Raw genomic sequence first — 25,126 nt, 5'->3', positions numbered from 1 at the left:
CAGCCAGTTCATAAAGGCCTTCCTTTCCGGGGGTGGGAGTGAAGTTGGCCTCATGCTAGCAGTTACCTGTGAAACAGGATTTAAGAGAAGTTTAAGGCAATCCCGAATGCGGGCAGTTCCAAACTTTACCAAGAAGCTAGGCCTGAAGCCCCGCCCTTCCAGGACGGCTTTTGCCCTGTTAGACCTGCGATAAGATACACCCACGCTGGTCAGAGAAGCCAAACTCCTCAACGCCACTCCAGCGCAGTACCAAGCCTTGGATGACAGAGTACACCGGCCAGGTGGTGGGGCTGGATGTGGGCGACAGCAGTGGGCAAGCTGTGCCGTGTCTCCAGTTTTTGCGTCGTGCCGAAAGGAGATTGAAGCAACAGCAAAGAAGACTGAGCAGAAAGTTAGGCCCACGGCCCGCTGGCGTGAATAGGAAGGGGGTAAAACCTCAATACAGCAACTACCACAAGTAGAGGAAGCGGCTTGGCGAGGTACACTTCAACCAAATCAAAGTCTGGCGCCAGCGTAGAGACCGGGTTATTGAGCTAGCCCAGTGTGTGGGAATGTCTCACGACATTGTGGTTTATGAGGACTTGCAGGTGCAGAACTTGGTGAGAAATCACCACTTGGCCAAGTCTTTCACGCTAGCGGCGCGGAGCGCTTGGGGGAACGACTGGGGAGATAGGCACCGCCGTCGTGGAGGGGAAACCTGATACAGCTAAGTGCTGTCGCAGAACCAGGAACCAGAATCCTTGCTCTTTGGGGCGGGGGGCATGTCAATCGCGCAACACGTAGCCTACCCCGCGCACCGTCTGGATAAGGCGCTTCTCCCCTGGGCCTTCGATCTTGAGGCGCAAGTAGCGAATATAGACCTCGATGATATTGGAGTCGCCCGTGAAGTCGCAGCCCCACACATGCTCTAAGATCTGTTGGCGGGTGAGCACCTGACGGGGGTGTTCCATCAAGTAGCGCAACAGGTCGTATTCTTTGGCCGTCAGCTCCACCTGTCGCTCTCCCCGGGTTACCTCCCGCGTTACGGGATCCAGGGTCAGGTCCATGAACACCAACTGGCCGTCGCGGGATCGCTTTGGCTGCTGCAAATAGATCCGTATCCGAGCCAGCAGATCCTGAATGCTGAAAGGCTTGACCACGTAGTCATCCGCCCCAGCGTCCAAGCTTGCTGCCCGATCCGCCACCTCATCTCTGGCGGTCATCAACACCACCGGCACGCGGTTGCCCGTTGAGCGCAGCTGCCGACAAAGGTCCAGGCCTGAGATCCCGGGCAACATCCAGTCCAACAGCACCAAGTCGGGGTTTTGGTCGCAGGCTGCCCTCAACCCGGCCATGCCATCGCTGGCTACGCTGACTCGATATCCCTCACCGGCCAGCTCGGTCTCTAGGAAACGGGCCAGCTTGGATTCGCTTTCGATCACCAGAATGTGGGCAGAAGAGGGTTCAGGCTCTGGCATACGCTCTCTTGCTGAATCCAAGGAAGACGCCGAAAAACTTGCTCATTGCCCCCAAGCATATCTCAACCGTATGGATTGGCAGTCGAGATGACTGAATCCGTCCTAGCCTGCAACAGCCTTGTGGAATTGCCTGGGGTTGATATCAGCAAGTGCTTTGAGTTATTCAAAAGGCATTCATGTACCTTATCACCATGAGTATCCTAAGCCATGACCCTCTCTCCTGTTCGGCTCACCCCGCCCCTACCTCCCATTCGATGGGAAAAACTGCCGGAAGACTTTCCCTTGCCGGATGAGCCTGTGGAAAGCACCTTACAGCCCCTTTTGGCTGCTGCTCTGCGTGAGGCATTGGAACTCGCTCAGATGATCCCTGCCCAGGCTTTGATCGCCTCCAACTTTGGCCTTTGCAGCACTGTCGGGGACAAGGTGGTGGTGAAAGCCCCCGACTGGGTTTATGTGCCCGCAGTACAGCCGATTCCCGAAGGAGAGATCCGCCGCAGCTATACCCCCCACCTAGAAGGGGATCCCCCGGCGATTGTGATGGAATTCATCTCCGAAACCGAGGGCGGCGAGTACTCCATCAATCCCCACTATCCCTATGGAAAATGGTATTTCTACGAGCGCATTTTGCAGGTGCCTGTCTATGTAATCTTTCATCCCAAAACCGGTGAGCTGGATGTCTACCGCCTGGAGAATGGCCGCTATACCCCTGTATCGGCGGATGAAAACCGTCGCTACTGGATCCCGGAGATTGGCTTGTTTTTGGGGGTGTGGCGGGGACAAAAAGCCGAGACCAAAGCCAACTGGTTGCGGTGGTGGACTGCCGATGGGAATTTGCTCCTATGGGGAATCGAACAGGTAGAGCAGGAGCGGCAGCGGGCCGAACAGGAGCGGCAGCGGGCTGAGGCGGCAGAAGCAGCCCTCGAACAGGCCCGTCTGGAACAGCAGCGCCTAGCCGCGAAATTGCGGGAGTTGGGCGTGGATCCCGAGGCAATAGCCGATTGAGGGCTCTCCTAGTAGGTGCGCCCGCGCCAAGAGCGGGGCCGGCTGAGGGCAGATAGGATTATCCGCAGAACGGCCAAGGGATCCGCCAGCGGAGAGATCCAAAACGTCCAGGGGGGATCCTGATAGGAGCCGCGAATGCCCAGTAGTACACCTAAGCGCAGAATCAGTAAGCCTAGGTTAAGCCCCAGCAGCACCTGCTCCGTCAGGGAAAAGGGAAACCCCATCCCGGCTTTGCCCAACAGCCCTACAACCACCGGCCCAGGGATCCCTTGGGTCAGGACGAGAAGCGCCATATCCCCCCACAACTGGGCCACAGGGGTGGCATCTTTCAAATCGAGGGATCGGCCCCACTCTCGCCAAGTTTCGCCAAAAGAAGTGTACATGCGCACCTTGAGCAGGTGCCGACCGTCGTAAAAAGCTACTTTAAAGCCGGCTGCCGCAATCTGCCGCACCAAGGTGACATCGTCACAGAAGGAGGCCCGCGCCACTGTGTAGCCATTCATCGCTTCCAGCACCGACCGGCGCACCAGCATACATTGCCCATTGGCCATCGTCCGTTCTGGCAGGGTAGCCCTGTCTCCGGCTGCCCCATAGCGATAGATCAGGATTACCAAAAGAGCCGGTTGCAGCCAGCCTTCCCCCCAGTGCTGCAAGATAAACTGCGGTGCCAGGGTGATCAGATCCAGACCTTGGGCCTGGGCAGTTTCCAGCAGGCGCTCCACCAAGCCTGGCTGGGGGCGGGTATCGGCGTCGATGCCCAGGATCCACTCAGAGGCCGGATCCGACTGGAGAAATCCGTAGTGCAAAGCCCAGGGGCGGCCCACCCATCCGCCGGGGAGGGGATCGTCGGTCAGCAGGCGAAAGCGGGGATCCCGCTTGGCCATCTGCAGCACTTTTTCGGGGGTGCCATCTTGAGAGCGGCTGTCCACCACCAGCACCTCCCGCAGGACGGAGCTCTGTTGGTGCAATCCTTCCAGGCAGGGATCGATGCGTTCCGCTTCGTTGAGAGTAGGCAGCAACACGCTGACCAAGCCCGGCTGCAAAGGGATCCCAGGCTGACCGGGAGGCAGAGGGGAAGGGCGCCGCAAAGAGGGCAGCAGCCGCGCCAGCAGCACCGCCAGCATCGGCACTTGCATAACCAATAGGCTCAGGGCGGCAGCATCTCCAGCCCAGGCAGGGATCCCGTTCATGCCAGTTCTAACCTGTAAGGGAAAAGTGTCCAAGAATGCTTGCAAGAGAAGCCCAGGGAGGACAAACTCATACTCATGGTGATTTAGCAATTCAAAATCAGTCTGGTTGCATCGTGCCTGTGCCCATCCCCCCTCAAACCTGACGGGCTTTTCATGGATGTCTTCATCCGGCTCAGCCACAAGGGATCCCCTGTTACGGTTGTGAAATTGCACAGTGAAAGGCTCAACGCCGCGATTGCCCGCGAGGTACGGAAAGAGCTAAGCCAAATTCTCACCGAGAAACCGGGGCATTTCTTGTTGGATCTTAGTCAGGTTAGCCTGATCGACAGCATGGGGTTGTCGGTTCTGGTTTGGGCGCATCGCCATTGCCGCACTTTAGGCTATCAACTCAAGTTCTGCAGCCTGCAGGAGCAAGTCAAGCTGCTCTTCTCCATCACCGGCTTGGATGCCATTTACGAGATCTACCCCTCTGTAGAAAAGGCACTTGAGTCTTTTCCGTAGCTCTCCCTATCGGGTCAACTGAGAACCGTCAGGGATCAGCTTCTCAACACCTGGATTAGCCTAACGGTTGAAAACCCGCTCAGGGAGTGGGGTTATCGTTTTGCCTCTCGACCGTCTGGGGCCGGTTCACCTGAGCATAAATCTCTGCTTGCTGCTGGATTTGCTCCCGAACTTGGGGCGGGGCCAGCCGGGCTGCTTGCTCAAACAGCTCAGGCGCTTTTGCCCGTAGGTTTTCATCGGTGGCGGAGCTGAGGGCTATGGCTTTGCCGAGCACGGGAGTGAAATCACTGGGATCCGCCGCAATCAACTTGTCGTAGAGGACTACAGCTTTCTCAGTCTGGTTGTTGCGGGCGTAGACAAAGGCCAAGCGCAAACGTACATCATTATCTTCCGGCACTTCTTCAAGATGCTTCTCCAGTAGGGCAATGGCCTCAGAGGTGCGGCCCAGGGTTAGCTGCACATCCACCAACTGTTGTAGCACCTGGCCATCTTTGGGATCCCCCTCGTAAAGGATCTGGAGCTGTTCTAATGCCCCTTCAAAATCCCCCGTATCCTGCTGGATTTCGGCCAAAAAGGCTCTCAGTTGCCGATTTTCGGGCTCCAGTTGTACCAGCTTCTTCAGCGGCTCAATGGCCCCTTGCGGCTCGTTCAATTGCAGTTGGGTGTCGATCAACCCCCGCAGGGCAATGGGGTTATCCGGCTCCCGCTCCAGCACGACGCGATAGCCGTCTGCCTGGGCCCGCAGTTGCTCGGTTACCAGGCTGGCCTCTGGAGATTCGGAAGGCCCGAGGGCCTGGAATAGCGGGCCAAAGGAGAAGCCCAAGAAAGTTACCGTGCCCACCACCAGCAGCAAAATGTTGAGGAGCTTGCGGGCTGGGGATTCTTGGGGTTTGGACTGAGGCATAAAGGGCTCGCGCAGAAGACTCCTCTGTACTCTATCATCGGCGCCGGGGCAGGCTGCGGGGTGAGGTTACCCAATACCCAAAACTTTTGAAAACAGCATCCAAGGGGAGGGCAATGCCGTACTGAATTTAGGTAGTGCTGAATCTTTTTGCCACCCCTCACTCCCTCTTAACCATGCGGATCACCTGTTACCCCGACAACCTCACCTTGGAAGCCAATCCCCTGCTCACGGTTCTGGAAAATCTGCTCAAGGCGGGGGTGCGCCATGTCCATGCCTGTGGGGGCAATGCCGCCTGCTCCACCTGTCGCATTCTGATTTTGGAAGGCAGCCAAAACTGCCGCAGCATGACCCCTGCCGAGAAGAAGTTAGCTCAACGGCTAGACCTTCCTGTACATATTCGTCTGGCCTGTCAAACCCGCATCACCGGAGATGTCACCCTGCAACGGCTGGTGATCGATAAAGCAGATGTGGAAGTAGCTCAACATCAATTGCAGGCCCACTCGGTCGGCAGCCAAGTCACCGCCGCCATTCTCAGCGCTTCCCTGCGGGGGACGGCCAACTTCGACGAGGAGAACTTTCCCTACGATGTTGTCTACACCTTGGGTCGCTACTTCGCCCAAATGGGGGCCTTGGTGCAGCAATATGGGGGAGTACTGGCCAACCAGAGCGGGCTGAGAAGTCTGGCTTTGTTTGGTCTCAAACAACCCGAGCTGGCCATACAGCAGGCGCTGCAGGCGGGGTTGGCGCTTGGGCAGTCGGTGGTGGAGTTGAACAGGTGTTTGCGGCAACTCTCCTACCCGCAGGTCAAGCTTGCCATCGGGATCCACTACGGCCCAGTCCTTTTGCTGCCCCTCGATCCCCAAGATCCGCAGCGGTTGTCCGCCTTCGGGAAGTCGGTTCAGTTTGCCACCTGGCTGGAGTCGGTTGAGGATGTTTCGCAAGGGGGGGAACAGTCTGAGGAACAGAGCTCCCGGTTGCTCATCTCGGCAGCTGTGTATCGAGCCGTGGAAGGGCAACTCCTGCAGGTGGAGCCTCTTTCGGTGAAACCTTTTCCCAACGCCAAACCCATCCGAGTTTACAGGGTGCACCCTGACCAAGTTAGCTTGCCGGCTGGCGAGGAGGAAGCTCCAGAAGCAGCCAAGCCCGAACCGATTGGATGGCTGGAAGCGCTCCGGGAATGGCTACAGGCTTGGTCTCGTTTTTGAGGGATCCCTTCAGGCAAAAACGCCATCCCTTTGCTGCACCTGGGCCCTCAGGTAGGGGATCCCCACCCGATGGCAGTAATCTCCAAAGCTCTCGCCAGGACGGCGCTCCTGCTTGTAGGCCTGCAGGAGAACTCTCATGAGCGGCACGATCTGGCTGATGTGCACCCGCTCCTGAAACACTTGCGCCAGGCGATCCCCGCGGGGGCTGGCTCCCAGCCAAATCTGGTAGTAGCCATCGGGGGCGGATCCCACCAATCCCAGCTCGGCCAGGTAGGGTCGGGCACAGCCGTTGGGGCAGCCGGTCATGCGTACCAAGAAGGGCGAATCTTGCAGATCCAGCTCCTGCAACAGCTGATCCAACTGGCGCACCAGCCCTGGCAAAGCTCGCTCCGACTCAGTAATGGCCAAGCCGCAAGTGGGCAGCGCCGGACAGGCCATCGACAGCCGCACCAGTTGGGGGATCTCTTCCTTGGAAAGCACCCCGTGGGATTTGAGGATCTGGTTGATGGCATCCCGCTGCTGCTCCGCAATGTCGATGAAAAGTAAATCCTGAGTGGGGGTCAGCCGCACGTGCAGAGAAAAGGCTTCCACAATCCGGCGCAGCGCCGTTTTGAGCTGCCGCTCTGGGGTGTCCTGGATACGGCCATTTTCGATGGAAATGCCCAAAAACCAACGGCCATCCCCCTGCTCGTGCCAGCCCAGGTAGTCGTCGCTGTTGGGAACAAACTTGGGTAGGGGGCGAAACCGGGGCAATTTTTCCCCCACATACTCCTCGACAACGCGGCGAAACTTGCGGATCCCCCAGTCTCTCACCAAGTATTTCAACCGCGCCTGCTTGCGGTCGTGCCGGTTGCCGTAGTCCCGCTGTACCGCCAAAACCGCTTGGCAAACCCGATACACCGCCTCCGGAGGGGCAAAGCAGAGCTTCTGGGCCAGTAAGGGCTGGGTTTCTTCCTTGCCGTGGGTACGCCCCATGCCCCCACCCACCACAATGTTGAAGCCCTTCAAGTTGCCCTTGCGGTCGGTGAGCACAATCAAGCCCAGGTCCTGGGAGTACACATCTACCGTGTTTTCCCCAGCTACGGTGATGGCTGTCTTGAACTTGCGGGGCAAATATACGGGGCCATACAGAGGTTCTGGCCCCTCCAGGCGCACCCCGTTGCCGACAAACTTCTCGGCTTCCACCACTTCCTCATCCACCGGCGGGATGGGAATGGGCTCGCCATCCACCCAGATCTCGTAGTAGGCAGAGGTTTTTGGAGCCAACAGATCCGCCAGCTTGCGGGCATACTCTTGGGCATAGCGATAGGCAGGGCGATTTTTGTAGGGGGCCACCGGTGCCATCACGTTGCGGTTGACATCGCCGCAGGCGGCCAGGGTGGATCCCATCTGCTTGAGAATGCTGGCTATGGTGGCCTTGAGGTTTTTCTTGAGGATCCCATGCAACTGAAAGGTTTGCCGCGTTGTGGCTCGCAGGGTGCCATTGCCGTACTCATCGGCCAGCCGATCCAGGGTCAAGTAAAGCTGGGGGGGCACGTGTCCCCCTGGGATGCGGGTGCGCAACATCATCGAATAGGCCCGCTCCAGCCCCTCCTGCTTTCGCTGCTGCCGCCGATCCCGGTCGTCCTGCTGGTAAGCCCCGTGAAACTTCAGCACCTGCACCGCTGCTTCGCTGAAGTGGGTGGTGTCTTGGGCCAGCTCCTGCTGAAGGGGATCCCGTAGAAAGTGGCTGTCTGCCTTGATCTGCTCCACCTTGGAGCGCTTGGCCTCGGATGGGATCATGGGGGGCATTGATAATCTCCAGTAAACCGGTCGGAATACTTGTGAATAACAGGCTATCACCTCCTTTGAAGAGCGTCCAGTTGGAAAAGTCAGCCTCCTATCCGGGTTTTGTCCCAAACCCGCAAAACTTGTCATTTGAGTCAGCTGGAGATGTCGGCGCTGCTAGCTGGCCAGGGCTAGGCGGGCACCGTACTCCTGCACCGACCACAGTTGCCAGGCACAATTCCCCTGCAGCTCCAAGACCAAGTCGTGGTAGGCCAGGAGGGTGGGGCGATGGCCGACGCTGATGTAGGTGGTGTTCAAGTGTTGCAGTTGCAGGTAGAGCAGTTTTTCGTTGGCCACATCCAGGGCGCTGGTGGCCTCGTCCAAAATGGCGTAGCGGGGCTGGGTGATCAAAATGCGGGCGAAGGCAAGGCGCTGCTGTTCCCCTAGGGAGAGGGTGCTGGCCCAATCTTTCTCCACATCAAAGCCGCCCACCCGCTCCGGCAAGTCCCCCAAGTTCACCTGGGCCAAGACTCGGATGAGATCTTCATCGGTGAGGTCTCGGCGGCGTTTGGGATAGAGCAGTTGATCCCGCAGGGATCCCAGCAGCATATAGGGTTTCTGGGGCAAAAAGAGCATCTCCTGAGTATCTGGGCGGGCGATGGATCCCTGGCCGTTGGTCCATAGGCCGGCAATGGCCCGCAACAGGGAACTTTTGCCGCTGCCGCTAACACCGACAATCAAAAGCCGCTGGCCGGCTTCCAAGGCGAAGGAGAGATCCCGCACCAGGGTTCGTTCTGAATTGGGGGTGAGCAAAGTGACGTGGTTTAGCGCCAATTGCTGGGCAATGCGAGTTTGAATGTTGCTTTCCTGAGCGCCGGTGTGGCGCAGCGCCGGATCTTCCAGAGACTCGTGAAAGGAGCCTAAGCGGTTGATCCCAGCGGCAAAACTGGAAATGCTTTGAATCTGGTTGGCCACAATGGAGAGGGCGCTCAACACCTGGCTGAAGGCAATGGTGGCTTGGGTAATGGTGCCGAAATCTCGCACGCCGCTGAAGTAAAGGGGGGCGACGATGACATAGGGCACAATGCGGGTGAAATAGTTGTAGGCGTATTGGAAAATATCGATGATGGCCTGCCAGATGATCAGCAAGTTAAAATTGCGCAAGGCCGCACCAAAGCGATGCAAAATTTGCCTGAGTTCTTGATCCTCTCCCTGGTAGAAGGCAATGGACTCGGCATTATCCCGCACGTGCACTAAGCTGTAGCGAAAATCGGCTTCGTAGCGCAGTTGATCGAAGTTAATTTTGATCAGCTTGCGACCAGCCAAAATGGCAACGGCGGTACCAATGGTGGCATAGACCACCAGCCCCAACGCCAACGGACGAGAAATGCCATAGAGAATGCCAGTAAAAGCATAGAGGGTGAGAATCGAGTCGAGAATGTCCAACAGGAAGGAGAGGGTGGTGCCGGTAAAGGAGCGAACATCCTCGGAAATGCGCTGGTCGGGGTTGTCGATTTCGGTGTTGGCGGCGTTGGAATCCAGCTCGTAGTAAGCCCGCTGATTGAAGTAGCGATCCAGAAAATGATCGGTCAGCCATTCTCGCCAAAACAGCCCTAGCTTGAGGCGAGTGTAGCGGTAGATCACCAAAATGGGAATAGCTGAGATAATCAGCACTCCATAAATAATCAAAAATTGCCAGAAAGTGGGCTCTTCTTTTTGCTGCAGAGCTGTGTCGATAAACCGAAAGATAAAGCTAATCATCACGTTCAGCCGGTTTACCGTCAGCGACAGAAACAGCAAAAAGGTGAGCAGCGCCCACTGCAACCAGCGCTGGCGAAGCTGCCGCCACACTGCCCCAAAACAAAGGCTGCTCAAAGCCAAGCTGATCGCGGCTACCCACAGCACCGGCGAGGACAAGTTTCTCTCCGTTTGGGCCACCAATCCGGCTGCCACATTGGTAAAAAACTCCGGGAACAGGGCCTGACCGACCAAAGTTACCCCAATCTCCACAAAGAACATCAGGGCAACCACAAACACCATGGCCGCTGCCAGCAAGCCCAAAAAGATCCAGCCCCCATAGCGTACTCTGGGGTAAAAGTAGGGCTGGGCCACCGTGATAAACCGATCCCACAGTTTGCGGTCAAAGTTAAATTGAGAGGCTTGGGATTCCATTGTTGTGGTCGGCGGAGAGAGCAAGATCGACATCTCTCAGGCTAGCAGGCCACGGCTGCCAATCTGTGTTCAACAGGAGCGGATTCATTGGGGGTGGAACAGGTTCGGTGTCTCTTCAACCTTGCAACCGGTTTTGCCAAGCCGATTGGGCCGCCAGCCACACCGTCTGAACCGGCACGTGAAACTCCTGGGCGCGGGCCACACAATCGCGAAACTCCGGCTGAGCGTTGACGATGCGGCCATGGTGGCGGGCCACTTTGATGTCGACCAAGCCGTAAGGGGTTTCCACCCGCTCGATAACCCGCTCCAGCAGGGTGCGCTGCTGTTGGAAGTGGCGAATGCCCAGGGTGGTGGTCTCCCGGAAGATGAGATCTTGACACTCCGGCACCCGATCCGGCGGACAGATGACGGTAAGCAGGATCCCCGGCCGCCCCTGTTTCATGGTGATCGGCTGGGTAAACACGTCCCAGGCCCCGAGGGCCAACAACTGCTCGCAGGTGTAGGCAACCACTTGGGGGTTGAGATCGTCGATTTGGGTCTGCAACACCGATACCGTTTCCGTTAGCTCTCCCCCATCGGCTTCCCCAATCCAGAGACGAAACACGTTGGGAATGGGCAGCTCTTGGGCACCGGCCCCACGCCCCACTTTTTCCACCCGCATCGGCGGACAGGGGCCAAACTCTTCCGCCAACGCCACAGCCAAGGCTGCTCCTGTGGGGGTCACCAGCTCGGCTTCCACCCCGTTGCTGAACACCGGCACGCGGCCCATTTCCCACAACTCGATCACCGCCGGCACCGGCACGGCCAATTTGCCATGCTCTGTGCTCACCCAGCCGCCCCCAACAGGATGGGGGGATGACAACACCCGCTCCACCTGCAGCCAATCCAGGCCAATGCAAGTGCCGACAATATCCACCAAAGCATCCACTGCCCCCACTTCGTGAAAGTGCACTTTTTCCACAGGCATCTGATGGACTTTTGCTTCCGCCTGCGCCAACTTTTCAAACACCGCCAAGCTGCGGGCCTTAATGGCTGGGGAAAGCTGGGATCCCGCGATCAAAGCCTGAATCTCTGCCCAATGCCGAGCAAGGGATCCCCCACTCTGGGATCCCAGCACCTCCACCACAGCTTGCAGAGCAGGCTGCCCACACCGCTGCACCCGGCTCACCTGCAGGCTATATTCCCCCTCGATGCCCAACGCCTGGAGCTGACGGTTGAGGTACTCCAAAGGCACCCCGCAATCCAGCAGGGCTCCTAGACACATATCGCCGGCAATGCCCGCCGCACAGTCGAAGTAGGCTATTTTCATGCTGGAGAACTGGGGGTAGCCGCTGCCGCCAGAATGGACTTGGATCCCTCTTGATTGTAGGCAGCAACCGGCCTGGAAAAGGCGATGGGAGAAGAATCAAGCTTCTCCAGAGTCGGAAGATTCAGAAGATCGGGCAGCAGATTCACGCCACTGTTGGATGATGTTGCCCAAATTGCGCCGGAATTCTCCAATTCCCAGCAGGGATCCCGGCTCGGGATCCCAGGAAGCTGAGAACACACCGTAGCTGATGCCCAAAAAACCAAGGCCAAACAAAGTTAGCGACTCCGCCAAGGTGAAGTAAGGGGGCAGAGGAACCACGTGGTTGGTCAAGAGATAGTAATTCACAAAAAAGCTGCTCAGACCTAGCCCCGAAGGGATCCCAGAAAACACCAGAATCCGCCGCACCATCCGCCGGCTGACCTCAGGGGGAATCACGGCAACAGGCTCCTTCTTGGCCGGCTTCTTCTCCACCTCAACAGAGGCGGAGGGAGAGCGACGGCGAAAGGTTTTGGACTGGCGGCTGGATTTGCCCACGAAGACAGATCTCCGATAGCGTTTTGGATGGGCTGCCTACTTTTTCACCCGGATGTTCAGCCGTTCGGCCAGCTCCCGGAAGCGGTCAGGAGAATGCTTGGCGATGTAGTTGAGCAAACGCTTGCGACGACCGATCATCATCAGCAGGCCGCGGCGGGAGTTGAAATCCTTCGGGTTTCTCTGAAGGTGCTGAGAGAGCTGGTTGATGCGGCTGGTGAGCAGAGCCACTTGCACCTCGGCAGAACCGGTGTCGGTGTCGTGCAGTCGATAGCTCTCAATGATCTGCTGCTTCTCTTGTTGCAATAAGGCCATAAGATCAAGGGACTGGATGCACTGCTTCAAGATAATAACATCGGCTTTTCCTCCCTCGCTATGGCCGAGGAGGGTTATGGAGAGAATGGGATATGACAACAACCTCTGGGGATCCTCCGGCACTGCCCGCTTTGCTGGAGCTGTTGAACTCACAAGACTTGGGAAATCGGCTGCGCGCTGTCAACAAAGCCAGAGAACTGCCTGGGCCAGAAGCCCTGACATTGCTGCAGCGAGCGATTCACGACGAGAATGCCCGCGTCCGTTATGCTGCCATCAGCCAGATGGGCACCCTGTCTGGCGTCGATCCGAACCTACTGTTGCCCATTTTGCAGCGCTCTTTGCGAGAGGATCCGGAGTTCGATGTGCGGGCTGCTGCCGCCGCTGCCCTGGGGGATCTCAAGCAGCCACAGGCCCTGGCCGATCTTCTGGAAGCTTATCGGCGAGAAACGGAGTGGCTGGTACGGTTTAGCATCATCGCTGCCCTGGGAGAGCTGGGGAACCCTGCCGCCTTCGACACTCTGGTGGAAGCTTTGCAGGACAAGAGCGAGCTGATCACCACAGCCGCTGCCGCTGCCTTGGGCGATCTGGGGGATCCGCGGGCCATCCCCTACCTGGATCCCCTCATTGATTCCGACGACTGGCAACTGCGCTACCGCGTCTGCATTGCCCTGGCCAAGTTGGGAACAGAAGCCGCTCGCGCCGGACTGACCCGGCTGGCCCAGGATTCCCAAGAACAGGTGGCCGTACATGCCCGGGCTGCCTTGGGATCCCTGTAGATCCCTAGCTCATGGCATTGATGATGTAGTCAAAGTAAGGGGCGGCTTCAGCGGCTGCCGCCGGCTCCAACAAGCTGAGGGCAGCTTCCTTCAAAAAGACAATCGCATCGATCATGCCGGCGATGGGTACATTGAGGGCATTGTACATTTCCCGCACCCCTATCAGGCCGATAGACTCAATCGGCTCTTTGCTGCCGGCAATAATGCCATAGGTCACCAGACGCAGATACCAGTCGTAATCTCGCAAACATTGGTTGTAGCGCTTGTCACCGTAGGCATTGCCACCGGGTTGCACGTACTCGGGCCGCTTGGCGAATAGCTGCTTCTGGGCCTGGTCAATGATGCGCTTTTTGTTTTCTGCTAACACCTGAGCGATTTGCAAGCGCCTCTCGCCGGTGGTCATGTAATTCCTGATGGCTTCCAGTTCGCTAACTGAGAGGTAACGCAGCTGGTCATCCGCGGTCTCGATGATCTGGTTGATCACGCTCACGGTAGGGATTCTCCTGTTTTCTAACTTGCTTTCAATTCGGTTCATCAATTCGCAACCCATCCCCCCAGCCCAAGGTCGGCCCAAGAGATGAGCAGGTAGCTCGGCAAGCCAGCGCCGCCGGCTGCTCCCAGTTTAGGATAGGGCAAACCTTCCCTCAAGCACTTTGGCGTGACTCCATCTCGAGACTGGCCCTAGATCCGGCCTCGCAGCCATTGGGCCATCTCATTGCGGCGTGGGGCAGCCTCCAGACACACCTCTTCGGTAATCCGCCCCTCTTGGTAAAGCCTAAACAGGGATTGATTCATGGTACACATGCCCTCATAGGAGCCGTCGGCGATCAGCTCCTCAATTTCATCCACCGCCCCCCGCTTGATGTAGTCCCGAATGGCATCGGTGTTGCGCATGATCTCGTGGGCCGCAGCTCGCTTGCCATCGGTGGTGCGCACCAGGGTTTGAGCGATGATCGCCACCAGGGTTTCTGCCAGCTGCAGACGCATCGGCTCCTGTTCTTCCGGCTTGTAAATCCCCAGCAGACGCTCGATGGTGCGGACGGCGCTGTTGGTGTGCAGGGTTCCAAAGACCAAGTGGCCCGTCTGGCCGGCCTTCAGGGCAATATCCACCGTCTCTCGATCCCGCATCTCCCCAATCAGGATGATGTCCGGATCTTCCCGCAGAGAGGCTTTCAGGGCATTGGCAAATTCCAGGGTGTGGATCCCGACCTCCCGCTGCCGCACCATCGATTTCTTGCTCTGGTGGACGAACTCGATGGGATCCTCAATGGAAATGATGTGTTTGGGAAAGTTGGAGTTGATGTAGTCCACCATCGCTGCCAAGGTTGTGGACTTACCGGATCCGGTGGGGCCGGTCACCAAAACCAAGCCTTTGTGCTCTTCGGCAATGCGCTTCAAGACTTCCGGCGCCCGCAACTGCTCCAGCGTCAAAATTTTCAACGGGATCAGACGCATCACCATAGCCGGGCCAAGCAGGGAAACAAAGCAGTTGACCCGACACCGCACCAAACCCTCGTACTGGATAGCAGTATCCAGTTCCAAACATTCTTCAAACTGGCGAATTTGGCTCTCCGGCAGGCTTTCCCGCAGCCAGCCATAGAACATCTCGGTGGTGGTGACCGGGTAGTTGGTCAAAAGCATTTGCCCCCGATCCCGAAAGCGGGGCACTTCTCCTACCCCCAAATGAATATCTGAGTAGCCTTTGTCATAGGCTTCCTGCACCAGTTGGCGCAGGGTCAGGCCCGCAGGAGCAGCTGGAGCCACCGGGATCCGACCGGCAGCCGTTGGGCGAGCTGGTGGCGCAAAAGGTGGGGCAGCAGGAGTGGGGACAGGTGGCGACACTGGAGGCCGAGCAGCAGCCGGGGTGGGCGGGGGCATTCGAGGGGGAGCGACAGGATCGGGCACAGGCACCGGTACCTGAGGGGGAGCGACAGCCACACCAGGCGGAAGGGGCCGACCCAGAATGGGGTTGGGGGGGTTTTTGGCGTTGACAGGCCGGGATCCCATCCCTTGGGAAGCTGAACCCAGCACCGGATCCAGTTGCGTTGGAGGCTCCACCGGGGGCGTTTGAGCAGCCGGACGAGGCGGACGCTGCATGACCGGCGGAGCCGGGGGCTGCCAATTGGAGTCCAAATCGGTGGGAAACTGGTTTTCGGGGCTGACCTCGCTCATGACAAGCCTCGCTTCTGGCAGGGTTTGAGTCAATCTTAGGCTAGTATTCCCAGCCTGAGCAGAGGCTTAACCCACTCACCGACAAAGCTCCGGGAAGCTCCCTAAAAATTGGACGGATGGCGAATAAGACTCAAAAACTCCTCACGGGTACGGGGATCCTCCTGAAACACCCCCACCATCGAGCTGGTGACCGTCCAGGAGCCGGCCTTTTGTACCCCCCGCATCACCATGCACATGTGGGTAGCCTCGATAACCACCCCCACCCCGTAGGGATCCAGCACCTCCATCAAGGCCTCAGCAATTTGCCGTGTCAGGCGTTCCTGAACCTGCAGGCGGCGGGAGTACATCTCGACGATACGGGCAATTTTGCTTAGGCCCACCACCTTTTGCTTGGGGATGTAGGCCACATGGGCTTTGCCGATAAAGGGCAGCAGATGGTGCTCGCACAGGCTAAACAGAGACACATCCCGCAACAGCACCATCTCGTCATGGCCCTCATCAAAGATGGCACTGTTCAGTAGCTCCTCCAAAGACTGCCGATACCCACTGGTCAAAAACTTCAAAGCCGCAACCACTCGTTCCGGGGTTTTTCGCAGCCCCTCCCGTTGGGGATCCTCCCCGATCCCCCGCAGCAGCGTCTCCACCGCCGCCACCATAGCCGGATCTGAGACATCCGAGCTACCCAATTCTTCTTCCGCAAAAGTGGCTCGATCTCGAATCACCCGAGACTTGAAATGGGCTTTGTCATCCATTCGAGATTGCGAGCCAGATCCGGGTTTCGCAAGGGTCATAGCAGGATATTCCTTGGTTAACGAAAGGCTAAGAGAACTCGGTGCATGCAACTCAGCTCAGGTGGCATCCAGTCAAAGGCTGCGATAGCCAAAACCCTCCCAAGTCACGGGCAACCCCAAACCAGCCAGGTCTAAAAGGCTCCCACCGCAGGCATGAAGGTGAGATCTTCCACCACCGCACCTGTGGGCAACCGAACAATATAGGTGATCAAATCGGCTACCCATTCCGGCGAGAGCATTTTGGAACGGTCGAAGTTGACCCCTACCGTGCCCGTATCCCAGAGGGACGTGTCCACGGCACCAGGGCACAGGCTGGTGACCCGAATGCCATGCTGTCGTTCCTCTTCGGCCAAAGCTTGAGAAAAGCCCATTAGGCCGAACTTGCTGGCACAGTAAGCTCCCCAGTTGGGAAAAGCTCGCTTGCCCGCAATCGAGATGACGTTGACAATCGTGCCGAAGCGCTGCCGGCGCATTCCGGGAAGTACGGCTTGGGCACACAGAAAAGCTGCCGTCAAGTTCAAGTCGATCACTCGCTGCCAATCCGACAAAGGTAAGGTGGCCAAAGGGCCAACGTGGGCCATGCCCGCATTATTGACCAAGACATCGCAGACGCCAAATCGATCCAGGAGAGCCTGCAACTGCTGGGGCAGAGCTGCTAAGTCGGCCAAGTCCATGGGAAAAACCGCTGCCTTACCCCCCTGGTCTTGGATTTGGGCCTGCACCGCTAGCAGATCAGGTTGGGAGCGGGCCACCAGAGCCACCGCTATCCCTTGTCGGGCTAGGGCTAGGGCTACCGCTCTGCCGATCCCTCGACTGGCCCCTGTAATCAGAGCACGTTCGGGAAACTTTGTCTCAAAACTCATTTACAACAAGCCTCTGGCGTGCGCCACACAAGCAAGCGCCACCCAACCTGAGAAACTTCCTTAACTAAGTGTAACACTGATTTTCCATCGCTTCCCTTGGAATCAGGGTAGGGCGCAGAGACCTCAGCCTGTCCTGCTCAAGATCCGTCCGCTGGCTGTTGAACCTCGATCCGGCTAGGTGGGGTCTGGGAGTATGGTAGTGTGGTAAAAATGGTGAAAATCTTTTGCAACAACAACCGTCATGGCTGAGTCTTTGTTTTCTCCAAGCCCCACTGCCGCGCGGGAGGATCCCTCCTACATCCTTCAGCTTGAGGGCATCAGCAAGGGGTTTCCCGGCCAGCGGCAGTTGGTTTTGCGGGAAGTCGAGTTTCGCCTGCCCCAAGGAGACATCCTCAGCATTGTGGGCCCATCAGGTTGTGGGAAAACCACCTTATTGCGCACCATTGCCGGATTTGAGCAGCCGGATAGCGGGCGGATCCTGCTGGGGGGGCAGGTTGTGGCTGGGGAGGGGCAGTGGATCCCACCGGAGCGACGGGGAGTGGGGCTGGTGTTTCAGGATTTTGCCCTGTTTCCCCACTTGAACGTGTTGGCCAATGTGATGTTTGGCCTCCGACCCACTACCCCGTTTGCGTCGGCGGCAGGGGGTGGCAATCGCTCCTCCTCAACTGAGTTGCGAGCTGAGTTGCGAGGCGCTGCCCAACAGGCGCGGGAACGCGCTTACGAGGTGTTGCGGTTGGTGGGCCTGGAAGACTACACCCATCGTTATCCCCACGAGCTTTCGGGCGGGCAGCAGCAGCGGGTGGCTTTGGCGCGGGCTTTGGCCCCCAGGCCTAGCTTGATCCTGTTGGATGAGCCGCTGAGCAATTTGGATGTTCAGGTGCGCTACTACCTGCGGGAAGAAATCCGCAAAATCCTCAAGCAAACCCAGACCTCGGCCATTTTTGTCACCCACGACCAAGAGGAGGCTCTCTGCCTTTCCGACTGGGTGGCGGTGATGCGGGAAGGCCGTATTGAGCAATGGGGATCCCCGGAGGAGGTTTACCGGGAGCCGGCTACTCGCTTCGTGGCAGAGTTTATTACCCAGGCCAACTTTCTGCGCTGTGAGCGGCGGGAGTTTGGTTGGCAGGCTGAAGAGCTGCTGCACATCCCATTCCAGGCTTTGAGGGATCAGCCCGACCCCAGCTTGCGCTGCGCAGAGTTGATGGTTCGACAGGAGGAGTTGCATTTGCATCCTGATCCTCAGGGCGGCATTGTCATTCGGGATCGACAGTTTTTGGGGCGAGAGTACCGCTATTCCCTGATCACAGCAGCCGGCAAAGAATTGCACGCCCTAGCCCGGGAAGCCCTGCCTGTGGGCGCGCGGGTTCACATTGCTGTTGGGCAAGGTCGGCTGTTCCCCCTCGCTGAGGGGTCCTCCGTGGCTGAAAAAGAGCCAAATCGCGCAAAAAGTAAAAGTGTTGCCTGAGTCGGGGTTCTTTTGCACACCTTTAGCAACCCATCTTCCCCGCGACACGAAAGCCTTCGCCCCAGATAGGGCTTAGACTGGCAAGACGGTGGTCCAGGCTGGTAGCTCCCTCTGGAGGGACAAACTGGGTAGGCTGTTGGTGGAGCATGCCTCTAACCCCCAAAACCCTGAACTTTGCTGAATTTACTGAGCTTTAGGCGGTTTGGCAAAAGTCATTGAGAGGGATATAGTAGACCAAGTTTCCCCCTGATCCTTGAGTCCACCGCAACGGTTGCCGGGAAGTGAAGGGGAAAGCGCTCGGGGGGTATTCCTCAGGGCTTTGCGGGATACCGCCTTCCTGCTCAGAGATAGGCAGGATGCGATCGCTTCTTTCCTGAACCATGTTCAGGAGAGTTCAGCGTGAATGTATCAGGATTCAGTGCCAAGCTATGCAGGGATCCCGCATCGTGGCAGGCCCATCGGAGAACCGGATCGCCTTGGCGGAGTTCCGGGTGGGCGTGGATGCGGTCATTTTCTCCATCGACACCGAGCAGAATCGCCTCCTGGTGCTGCTGGTGCGGCGGCGGGAGGATCCCTTCCGCGGTTGCTGGGCCCTGCCAGGAACACTGGTGCGGCGCTCAGAATCCCTAGAAGCAGCGGCCTACCGCATCTTGGCCGAGAAAATTCGTGTTAAAAACCTCTATCTGGAGCAGCTCTACACCTTTGGGGGGCCGGAGCGGGATCCCCGCGAGGCCGAGGATGGCTATGGAGTGCGCTACCTGTCGGTCAGCTACTTTGCCCTGGTGCGGTTCCAGGATGCTGAATTGCTGGCAGACGGAGTGGAGGGCATTGCCTGGTATCCCGCCGACCAAATTCCCTCTCTAGCCTTTGACCACGAAGAGATTTGCCGCTATGCCCGCCGTCGCCTCTGCGCCAAGTTGGAGTACAGCCCGATTGCCTTTGACATTTTGCCCGCCACCTTCACGCTAGGGGAGGTCTATCAGCTCTACGGCACCGTTTTGGGCGAGGGGTTCTCCGACTACTCCAATTTTCGCGCCCGCCTACTGAAACTGGGTATCTTGCAAGATACCGGCCAGAAAAGTTCCCAAGGCACAGGCAGACCGGCAACCCTCTACCGTTTTGATGCGGCTGCTTTCGAGAAAATCCGTCATAAGCCAATGGTATTTGTCTAAGGGATCCCAGCTCACCAATGCTAATCCGGCCAGTCCAGCCAGATCGTTAACGTTCTCCCCACGGCTAAAGCCGGGGGATTTTTTCCATCGCTCCACGCTCCTCGCGCTTCGTTGCAATGGGCTACACGAGGGCCTATATCCTCGTGGGGGACGCCATCTCCTCAACTACTGAGATGCCAAAACACCCCAGATACTTCTACTTCACCTTTAACGCTGCACCCTTCCATAAGCGGGTGGAGCGAGTCTCCCGTCCTGTCATGAGACGGTGACTTATCCCCAGGCATGAATGCCGGGGCCTGCGACGCCGAGTTTTCGGTCAGCAGCAGCCAGAGAGCTGTGCTAAGATTAGAAACCATGATAGGTATTGTTTCAGGAGTTATCCAGGCATGTCTGCAGCAATAGATATCGCTGATGCCACCTTTGAGGCAGAGGTGCTGCGCAGCGATATTCCAGTTCTGGTTGATTTTTGGGCACCTTGGTGTGGCCCCTGTCGGATGGTGGCTCCTGTGGTTCAGGAGATAGCTGAGCAGTATGTTGGCAAAGTTAAGGTTGTAAAAATCAACACCGACGAGAACCCTCAAACTGCCAGCCAGTACGGTATTCGCAGCATTCCCACCCTGATGTTGTTCAAGGGCGGCCAGAAGGTGGATGTGGTGGTCGGCGCCGTACCCAAGGCAACTCTGACCACGATCCTGGAAAAGCACTTCGACACACCTGCCGAAGCCTGAGGGCTATGCCTTGGGTGTTTCAGAATGTAACTTTTGGGTTCTGGATTAGAACCCAGCTGCCATTTTGTGCCGAGAACTGATTAAAGTAATTCCAGAGAACTTTAGGATCCCAGCTTGACCGATTCCGTTTCTTCCCTTCTGCAAGAAGTTTTTTCCAACGCTGAGACCCGCCTAAAGCAGTTGGAGCATCACCCCAACCGGACGGCCTGGCTGCGTATTGTGCAGTCGCTGCAGCGCATGGGATCCCTGGAGCTGAGCCGTTTAGATGCCAAGATCTTGGCGGCTACTCTTGAGGATCTGGAGCAGGGGTTTGCCGCCTTCCAAAACTACGCTCATCAACGCAAGATCACCGTTTTCGGGTCGGCACGGCTAGGGCCAGAAAGTCCCGAATATCGCCAGGCCCAGTTGTTCGCCTACTGCATCAGTCAACGGGGATTCATGGTGATGACGGGGGGCGGCGGCGGCATTATGGAAGCCGGCAACCGAGGGGCAGGGCTGGAAAACTCTTTTGGGCTCAATATCCAGCTTCCCTTTGAGCAAATGGCCAATCCCGTTATTGCTGCCAGCGATCGGGTCATCAACTTCAAGTATTTCTTTTCCCGCAAGCTCTTTTTTGTTAAAGAAACCGACGCGCTGGTGCTTTTTCCCGGCGGTTTCGGCACTCAGGATGAAGCCTTTGAATGCCTAACCCTGATGCAAACCGGAAAAACCAAGCTCATGCCCTTGGTGCTGGTGGACAGAACGGGTGGCTGCTACTGGAAAGAATGGGACGAATACGTGCGGGAGCACCTGCTCGGTCGCGGCCTGATCAGCCCAGAAGATCTCTTCCTCTACACCCTAACCGACGACGTGGAAGATGCCTGTCAGCAGATTGTCGATTTTTATCGCGTCTTTCACAGCAATCGCTACGTGCGGGAGCTCCTGGTTTTGCGCTTGAACACCAGACTCTCACCGGAAGCCCTAGACATCTTAAACGAAGAGTTTGCCGATATTCTCGATTCGGGCCGGATCGAGCAAACTGGGGCTTTGCCGGAGGAAGCCGAGGAAGATATTGCCCATCTGCCACGGCTGGTGATGCACTTCAACCAGCGCAACTTTGGACGGCTATGGCAAATGGTGCGCCGGATCAACAAGCTTCACCCGGAACAGCCGGATCCTCTGCAAATGCGCCCTGAACAAAAGTAGATGTATCAGCGCTCTCAGAACCATCCAAGAACCAGCAGCCAATTGTTTTGGTGGTGCTCCCAATGGGCCGGTTGTTTGTCAAAATCTGCGGCATCACCCGTCAGGATCAGGCGGAGGCCATCGCCGCGCTGGGGGTGAGTGCCCTTGGGTTCATCGCGGTGCCCAATACCCCCCGCTATTTGCCCCTCTCGGAAATGGCTCGTTGGGTGGGATCCCTGCCCGACCACGTGGAAAAAGTAGGGGTCTTCCTGGATCAGGATCCCCGCGCCATCGCCGCCTGGGTGGAAACGGTGGGCCTCACGGCTGTCCAGTTGCATGGCCAAGAATCCCCGCAGGATTGTCAGCAATTGGGGAAATGGCTTCCCGGGATCCGCCGCATCAAAGCCCTGCGCATTCGCCAGCCGGCGGATCTGGAAGTAGCCCATCTCTACCGAGACTGTGTGGAGGTGCTGCTTTTGGATGCCTATCACCCCCAACAGGCGGGGGGAACGGGGCGAACCCTGAATTGGCCAGAACTTGCTCGCCTTTCGCGTGAGCGGGCTCTGCCCTTGCCTTGGCTACTGGCCGGTGGTCTGAACCCGGACAATGTTCTGCAGGCACTCAGCCACCTTCAGCCAAGCGGCATCGACCTCTCCAGTGGTGTGGAACGCCACCCCGGCGATAAAGACATAGACAAAGTCCGACACCTGCTGCAGCAGCTCCGCTCCCAGGGGTGGGAGATTGCTCCTGCGCTGCCGCCGATAATGCCAAGCGCAACGGGATGATAATTTTGGATCCCTACTGCAGCGACCGAATATCCGACCCCGGTTCGAACATCAGCTCTTTCACTTCCCCAAACTGCCCCATCACTCCAAGCTCCCGGTCGTTGAAGGTCACCAGCACGCCGCCTGCATTGCCGGTACGCAACACAATCGATTGCTCTGCTTCCCAATTCAACTCGGCCCCTGGCTGTAAGGTGGCCTCGAAGACCGTTTGCCCATCGGCGATGACCCGCAACCAGGAAGGGCGCTCCACAACGCGAATATCCAGACGCACCGGCTTGCGCCCCGCCCCCCCTGAGTGAGCTTCCAAGACCTCGGGGAAGACGCCCTGAATGCGCGTCCATTGGTCGAGGGTGGGAAACAGTTGGCGGGCCGTGGGCTGAGCTGCCGACAGAGTGGGATCCGGGGAGTTGGCAGCAGGCGGTTGCTGGCCGGATCCCTCCCGACTGACCGTTGACAGGCTCACCAGCCAACGCCCAAAGGGATTGCCTGTGCCTTCCAAAAGAGCCGACAATCCCCCCACCGTCAGCACAATCAGCACCACATAAGCGGCCCAAAGGTGGAGAGGACGCAGGGCAAAGGCAGGTTGCTGGCCGACAACAGCAAGAGGAGCTGGCGCGCGGGGGGTTTTGGCCGATAAAAGCGGAGAAGCACGCCGAGAGAGGGTTTCGCCATCCAACCCCAAATAGTCGGCATAGCGCTTGAGAAACCCTTGCACATACACCGGCTCCGGTAACCGGCTCAAGTCAGCTTCCTCCAGCGCCTGCAGATATTGGCAGCGAATGAAGGTATCGTTAGCTACTTCTGTCAACGTCAGTCCCCGTGCCTCCCGTGTTTGCCGCAACAGGGATCCCAGGGCTTCTAAAGAGTGTGCTGGCTCTTGCATCATTTGGCCACCTGCGGAAGAAAGGAGGCTACTGTGAGAGTTTGCACTCAGTTAGAGGCTCTGACGAGCTAATCGCGTGAGCGGGCCGGAGGCCTTAGAGGGCGCTTCCCAAGCGAGGATGAGCTGCTGTGCCCGGTGAGAGGGGCCAGCAAAGCTTGGAGCTCATGGGGATCCAACTGGCGGAACTGGCCTGCTTTCAGGTTGCCCAAGCCCAGTGGGCCAATGGCTTCCCGATGTAAGCTGAGCACCGGATGCCCAAGACGCTCCGCCACCCGCCGAATTTGCCGGTTGCGTCCCTCAAACAACACCACCCTCAGCCAGGAGCAATTGGGATGCTCCCTTTGCCGGAAATCCGGGGCAGGACAAAACTCCACCTCCGCCGGCAGAGTGGTGTACCCCTCTAAGTCTACTCCGTCTCGCCAATGTTGCAGAGTGGCCTGACTCGGATGCCCTTGTACCTGTACCCGGTAGGTTTTGGGCAGATGATAGCGCGGATGGGTCAGCTTCAAGGTCAAGTCGCCATCATTGGTGAGCAGCAAAGCGCCACTGCTGTCCGCATCCAGCCGGCCCACCGGGTAGAGGCGGGTTTGCCGTTTCCAAGATGGGGGGAGCAGATCCAACACCGTCTTGCGTCCCCAAGGATCTGCACAGGTTGACAAAACCCCCACCGGCTTGTGCAGGAGCAAAACATGGCGCGCCGGATCCTTGGCCAAAGGGATCACTTGCCCATTCACCTCGATGCGATCCCGCTCTGGGTCGGCTTTGGAGCCCAGCTCAGTGACCACCTTCCCATTGACCCGAACGCGCCCGGCCAGGATCCAGGCTTCCACCTGGCGACGCGAGGCCAATCCCTGCTGAGCCAAGAGCTTCTGTAGCCGTTGGGGTTCTGCCATGGGGATTTGAACAGCAAAAGCAGCAACCGAAGCTGGGGGTGCTAGGCGGCAGAGCCTGGGGCCTCCGGCCCGCTTACGTGAACGGGGTTGGAGAGCCGGTCGGACAAATCAGCAGAATTGGAGGGCAACAGCAGCATCTGCGACTGAGACTCTGAGTTTCCTCCTAGAGAATAGCTGAGGCCACAGTCGAACTCTTCTGCCAGCCGACAGACTTCCTTGAGATCTCCCACCGACCAAATGCTCCAACTGCTGCGAATTTGGTTATCCACCCACACTTCCACGCGATTGCCTTCGATGTGCATGATGCGCTTGGGCTTGGCTTCTGAAGGGCAACCTGCAGGCTCGGCCAAGGCCTCCGGCCCGCTCACGCGAAGGGAAGATTTTTGCCTCAAGGCCCCCAGAGCCGCCATGAGCTGCGGCAGAGCCAGCAAAAGGTGCTGAGTGGCCTGTTGGGGTTGCCCTTTCAAGCAGGAAACCAAAGCTTCGGCAACACTCTGGTTTAGGGCCTGCAGAGCTTGGAGTGGAGTAGCACCCCCTAGAGAGGGATCCGGTTGCAGTGGGCTTTGAACATCCATGAAAAGGCAGGAAAGGCATGGACAGCAACCTTACAGCCCTTTCGCAGGTTGACCACAACAACGCCGCTGCCCTTTGGAGCAGAGCGCTCTGGTTTGCGCAAGTGTGCCGCAGACATGGAGTCCTGTACGGATAGACGATCGGGGGAAGGGCTGTATAGCTGATACATTTACGCTGAACACTGCTGAGCATTACTGCTCAACGGTGAAGCGATAGCATTCTGTCCATTTCCGAACAGAAAGGCGGTATCCCGCAAAGCTCTGAGCATAACACCCAGAGCGCCTTGCCAATCTCGTGGTAGCCTATGGTTGCACTTGGGGCATCTAAACACCTTTGCGCCACCCAACTTAGTGTGGATGTGCCCGCACTTGGCACAGGTTTTGCTGGTGTACGCTTCCGATACTTCCACGACGACCACGTTTTTCTTTTTGGCTTGAAACTTCAGGAACTGCTTGAACCGATAGTGCGCCCAGGTGAGTATCGCCCTTGCCGTCTTGCTACCAAACTT

At 57.8% G+C, this 25,126-nt stretch carries 25 protein-coding genes and 2 pseudogenes; 10 read left to right on the top strand and 17 right to left on the bottom strand.

Annotated elements, in window-relative coordinates:
• Nucleotides 1-551 precede the first annotated feature (551 nt).
• Complete coding sequence (locus ACVWXE_RS07970; protein ID WP_187147255.1) at nucleotides 552-701, top strand: hypothetical protein; 150 nt, start codon at nucleotides 552-554, stop codon at nucleotides 699-701.
• 63 nt (nucleotides 702-764) lie between these two features.
• Here ACVWXE_RS07970 and ACVWXE_RS07965 read toward each other — a convergent pair whose 3' ends face one another.
• Nucleotides 765-1,457, bottom strand: a complete 693-nt coding sequence (locus ACVWXE_RS07965) for a response regulator transcription factor (RefSeq protein ID WP_457490017.1) — start codon at nucleotides 1,455-1,457, stop codon at nucleotides 765-767.
• A gap of 207 nt (nucleotides 1,458-1,664) precedes the next feature.
• Between ACVWXE_RS07965 and ACVWXE_RS07960 the strand changes: the two genes are divergently transcribed.
• On the top strand, nucleotides 1,665-2,459 hold the full coding sequence (locus ACVWXE_RS07960; RefSeq protein ID WP_457410629.1) for a Uma2 family endonuclease: 795 nt from the start codon (nucleotides 1,665-1,667) through the stop codon (nucleotides 2,457-2,459).
• Between the two features lie 8 nt (nucleotides 2,460-2,467).
• On the opposite strand, the gene ACVWXE_RS07955 is transcribed toward ACVWXE_RS07960, so the two are convergent.
• Entirely contained in the window at nucleotides 2,468-3,649 is a 1,182-nt protein-coding gene (locus ACVWXE_RS07955) for a glycosyltransferase family 2 protein (RefSeq protein WP_457490016.1), read from the bottom strand.
• Between the two features lie 153 nt (nucleotides 3,650-3,802).
• On the opposite strand from ACVWXE_RS07955, the gene ACVWXE_RS07950 reads away from it, so the two are divergent.
• Entirely contained in the window at nucleotides 3,803-4,150 is a 348-nt protein-coding gene (locus tag ACVWXE_RS07950) for an STAS domain-containing protein (protein WP_011431848.1), read from the top strand.
• A gap of 79 nt (nucleotides 4,151-4,229) precedes the next feature.
• Here the strand turns inward: ACVWXE_RS07950 and ACVWXE_RS07945 are convergent, their stop codons facing one another.
• Nucleotides 4,230-5,054 carry a tetratricopeptide repeat protein gene (locus ACVWXE_RS07945; protein ID WP_414416701.1) on the bottom strand — a complete coding sequence of 275 codons (825 nt, stop codon included), beginning with the start codon at nucleotides 5,052-5,054 and terminating at the stop codon, nucleotides 4,230-4,232.
• Nucleotides 5,055-5,188: 134 nt separating this feature from the next.
• On the opposite strand from ACVWXE_RS07945, the gene ACVWXE_RS07940 reads away from it, so the two are divergent.
• Entirely contained in the window at nucleotides 5,189-6,259 is a 1,071-nt protein-coding gene (locus tag ACVWXE_RS07940) for a 2Fe-2S iron-sulfur cluster-binding protein (RefSeq protein WP_457490015.1), read from the top strand.
• Between the two features lie 9 nt (nucleotides 6,260-6,268).
• Here the strand turns inward: ACVWXE_RS07940 and ACVWXE_RS07935 are convergent, their stop codons facing one another.
• The 5 genes from ACVWXE_RS07935 to rpsO form a co-directional block, all read right to left on the bottom strand.
• Nucleotides 6,269-8,050 (bottom strand): NADPH-dependent assimilatory sulfite reductase hemoprotein subunit, encoded by a 1,782-nt coding sequence (locus ACVWXE_RS07935; RefSeq protein ID WP_457490014.1) that lies wholly within the window; start codon nucleotides 8,048-8,050, stop codon nucleotides 6,269-6,271.
• Between the two features lie 153 nt (nucleotides 8,051-8,203).
• On the bottom strand, nucleotides 8,204-10,231 hold the full coding sequence (locus ACVWXE_RS07930) for an ABC transporter ATP-binding protein/permease (RefSeq protein ID WP_457490013.1): 2,028 nt from the start codon (nucleotides 10,229-10,231) through the stop codon (nucleotides 8,204-8,206).
• 82 nt (nucleotides 10,232-10,313) lie between these two features.
• A complete protein-coding gene (larC, locus tag ACVWXE_RS07925) occupies nucleotides 10,314-11,507 on the bottom strand; it encodes a nickel pincer cofactor biosynthesis protein LarC (protein ID WP_457490012.1) in 1,194 nt (397 codons plus the stop codon).
• A 96-nt stretch (nucleotides 11,508-11,603) separates the two neighbouring features.
• Nucleotides 11,604-12,041 carry a photosystem II biosynthesis protein gene (locus ACVWXE_RS07920; protein ID WP_414427588.1) on the bottom strand — a complete coding sequence of 146 codons (438 nt, stop codon included), beginning with the start codon at nucleotides 12,039-12,041 and terminating at the stop codon, nucleotides 11,604-11,606.
• A 36-nt stretch (nucleotides 12,042-12,077) separates the two neighbouring features.
• Nucleotides 12,078-12,353 (bottom strand): 30S ribosomal protein S15, encoded by a 276-nt coding sequence (gene rpsO, locus ACVWXE_RS07915; protein ID WP_011431855.1) that lies wholly within the window; start codon nucleotides 12,351-12,353, stop codon nucleotides 12,078-12,080.
• 92 nt (nucleotides 12,354-12,445) lie between these two features.
• On the opposite strand from rpsO, the gene ACVWXE_RS07910 reads away from it, so the two are divergent.
• The gene (locus ACVWXE_RS07910) at nucleotides 12,446-13,129 is read left to right on the top strand and encodes a HEAT repeat domain-containing protein (protein WP_414329553.1); all 684 of its coding nucleotides are present in this window, start codon (nucleotides 12,446-12,448) and stop codon (nucleotides 13,127-13,129) included.
• A 4-nt stretch (nucleotides 13,130-13,133) separates the two neighbouring features.
• On the opposite strand, the gene apcD is transcribed toward ACVWXE_RS07910, so the two are convergent.
• From apcD to ACVWXE_RS07890, 4 genes and pseudogenes are all read right to left on the bottom strand, one after another.
• Nucleotides 13,134-13,619, bottom strand: a complete 486-nt coding sequence (gene apcD, locus ACVWXE_RS07905) for an allophycocyanin subunit alpha-B (RefSeq protein WP_011431857.1) — start codon at nucleotides 13,617-13,619, stop codon at nucleotides 13,134-13,136.
• A gap of 191 nt (nucleotides 13,620-13,810) precedes the next feature.
• Nucleotides 13,811-15,136 carry a type IV pilus twitching motility protein PilT gene (locus tag ACVWXE_RS07900; RefSeq protein ID WP_457490026.1) on the bottom strand — a complete coding sequence of 442 codons (1,326 nt, stop codon included), beginning with the start codon at nucleotides 15,134-15,136 and terminating at the stop codon, nucleotides 13,811-13,813.
• 266 nt (nucleotides 15,137-15,402) lie between these two features.
• Nucleotides 15,403-15,972: pseudogene (gene folE / locus ACVWXE_RS07895) on the bottom strand (GTP cyclohydrolase I FolE); the annotation flags it as partial.
• 251 nt (nucleotides 15,973-16,223) lie between these two features.
• Nucleotides 16,224-16,955 (bottom strand): SDR family oxidoreductase, encoded by a 732-nt coding sequence (locus tag ACVWXE_RS07890; protein WP_457490011.1) that lies wholly within the window; start codon nucleotides 16,953-16,955, stop codon nucleotides 16,224-16,226.
• A gap of 241 nt (nucleotides 16,956-17,196) precedes the next feature.
• On the opposite strand from ACVWXE_RS07890, the gene ACVWXE_RS07885 reads away from it, so the two are divergent.
• From ACVWXE_RS07885 to ACVWXE_RS07865, 5 genes are all read left to right on the top strand, one after another.
• The gene (locus ACVWXE_RS07885; RefSeq protein ID WP_457393250.1) at nucleotides 17,197-18,420 is read left to right on the top strand and encodes an ABC transporter ATP-binding protein; all 1,224 of its coding nucleotides are present in this window, start codon (nucleotides 17,197-17,199) and stop codon (nucleotides 18,418-18,420) included.
• 428 nt (nucleotides 18,421-18,848) lie between these two features.
• The gene (locus tag ACVWXE_RS07880) at nucleotides 18,849-19,592 is read left to right on the top strand and encodes an NUDIX hydrolase (protein ID WP_414417307.1); all 744 of its coding nucleotides are present in this window, start codon (nucleotides 18,849-18,851) and stop codon (nucleotides 19,590-19,592) included.
• Nucleotides 19,593-19,978: 386 nt separating this feature from the next.
• Nucleotides 19,979-20,320, top strand: coding sequence for a thioredoxin (gene trxA / locus ACVWXE_RS07875; protein ID WP_011431863.1), 342 nt, complete (start codon nucleotides 19,979-19,981; stop codon nucleotides 20,318-20,320).
• A 114-nt stretch (nucleotides 20,321-20,434) separates the two neighbouring features.
• Nucleotides 20,435-21,505, top strand: a complete 1,071-nt coding sequence (locus ACVWXE_RS07870) for an LOG family protein (RefSeq protein ID WP_457490010.1) — start codon at nucleotides 20,435-20,437, stop codon at nucleotides 21,503-21,505.
• 71 nt (nucleotides 21,506-21,576) lie between these two features.
• Complete coding sequence (locus ACVWXE_RS07865; protein WP_457444245.1) at nucleotides 21,577-22,269, top strand: phosphoribosylanthranilate isomerase; 693 nt, start codon at nucleotides 21,577-21,579, stop codon at nucleotides 22,267-22,269.
• A 13-nt stretch (nucleotides 22,270-22,282) separates the two neighbouring features.
• On the opposite strand, the gene ACVWXE_RS07860 is transcribed toward ACVWXE_RS07865, so the two are convergent.
• From ACVWXE_RS07860 to ACVWXE_RS07840, 5 genes and pseudogenes are all read right to left on the bottom strand, one after another.
• The gene (locus ACVWXE_RS07860; RefSeq protein WP_457490025.1) at nucleotides 22,283-22,945 is read right to left on the bottom strand and encodes a DUF4115 domain-containing protein; all 663 of its coding nucleotides are present in this window, start codon (nucleotides 22,943-22,945) and stop codon (nucleotides 22,283-22,285) included.
• Nucleotides 22,943-23,152, bottom strand: a pseudogene (locus ACVWXE_RS07855) (helix-turn-helix domain-containing protein); the annotation flags it as partial. The pseudogene ACVWXE_RS07855 and the gene ACVWXE_RS07860, both read right to left, overlap by 3 nt.
• A gap of 68 nt (nucleotides 23,153-23,220) precedes the next feature.
• Nucleotides 23,221-24,045: a pseudouridine synthase gene (locus ACVWXE_RS07850; RefSeq protein WP_457490009.1), complete on the bottom strand. Its 825-nt coding sequence runs from the start codon at nucleotides 24,043-24,045 to the stop codon at nucleotides 23,221-23,223.
• A gap of 41 nt (nucleotides 24,046-24,086) precedes the next feature.
• Nucleotides 24,087-24,620, bottom strand: a complete 534-nt coding sequence (locus ACVWXE_RS07845; RefSeq protein ID WP_457490008.1) for a hypothetical protein — start codon at nucleotides 24,618-24,620, stop codon at nucleotides 24,087-24,089.
• Between the two features lie 167 nt (nucleotides 24,621-24,787).
• The coding region (locus ACVWXE_RS07840) for a zinc ribbon domain-containing protein (RefSeq protein ID WP_457490007.1) at nucleotides 24,788-25,126 on the bottom strand (339 nt) is incomplete at its 5' end.

It is taken from the genome of Thermostichus sp. MS-CIW-41, assembly GCF_054058915.1.
This window is presented reverse-complemented; position numbering and strand designations above follow the sequence as displayed.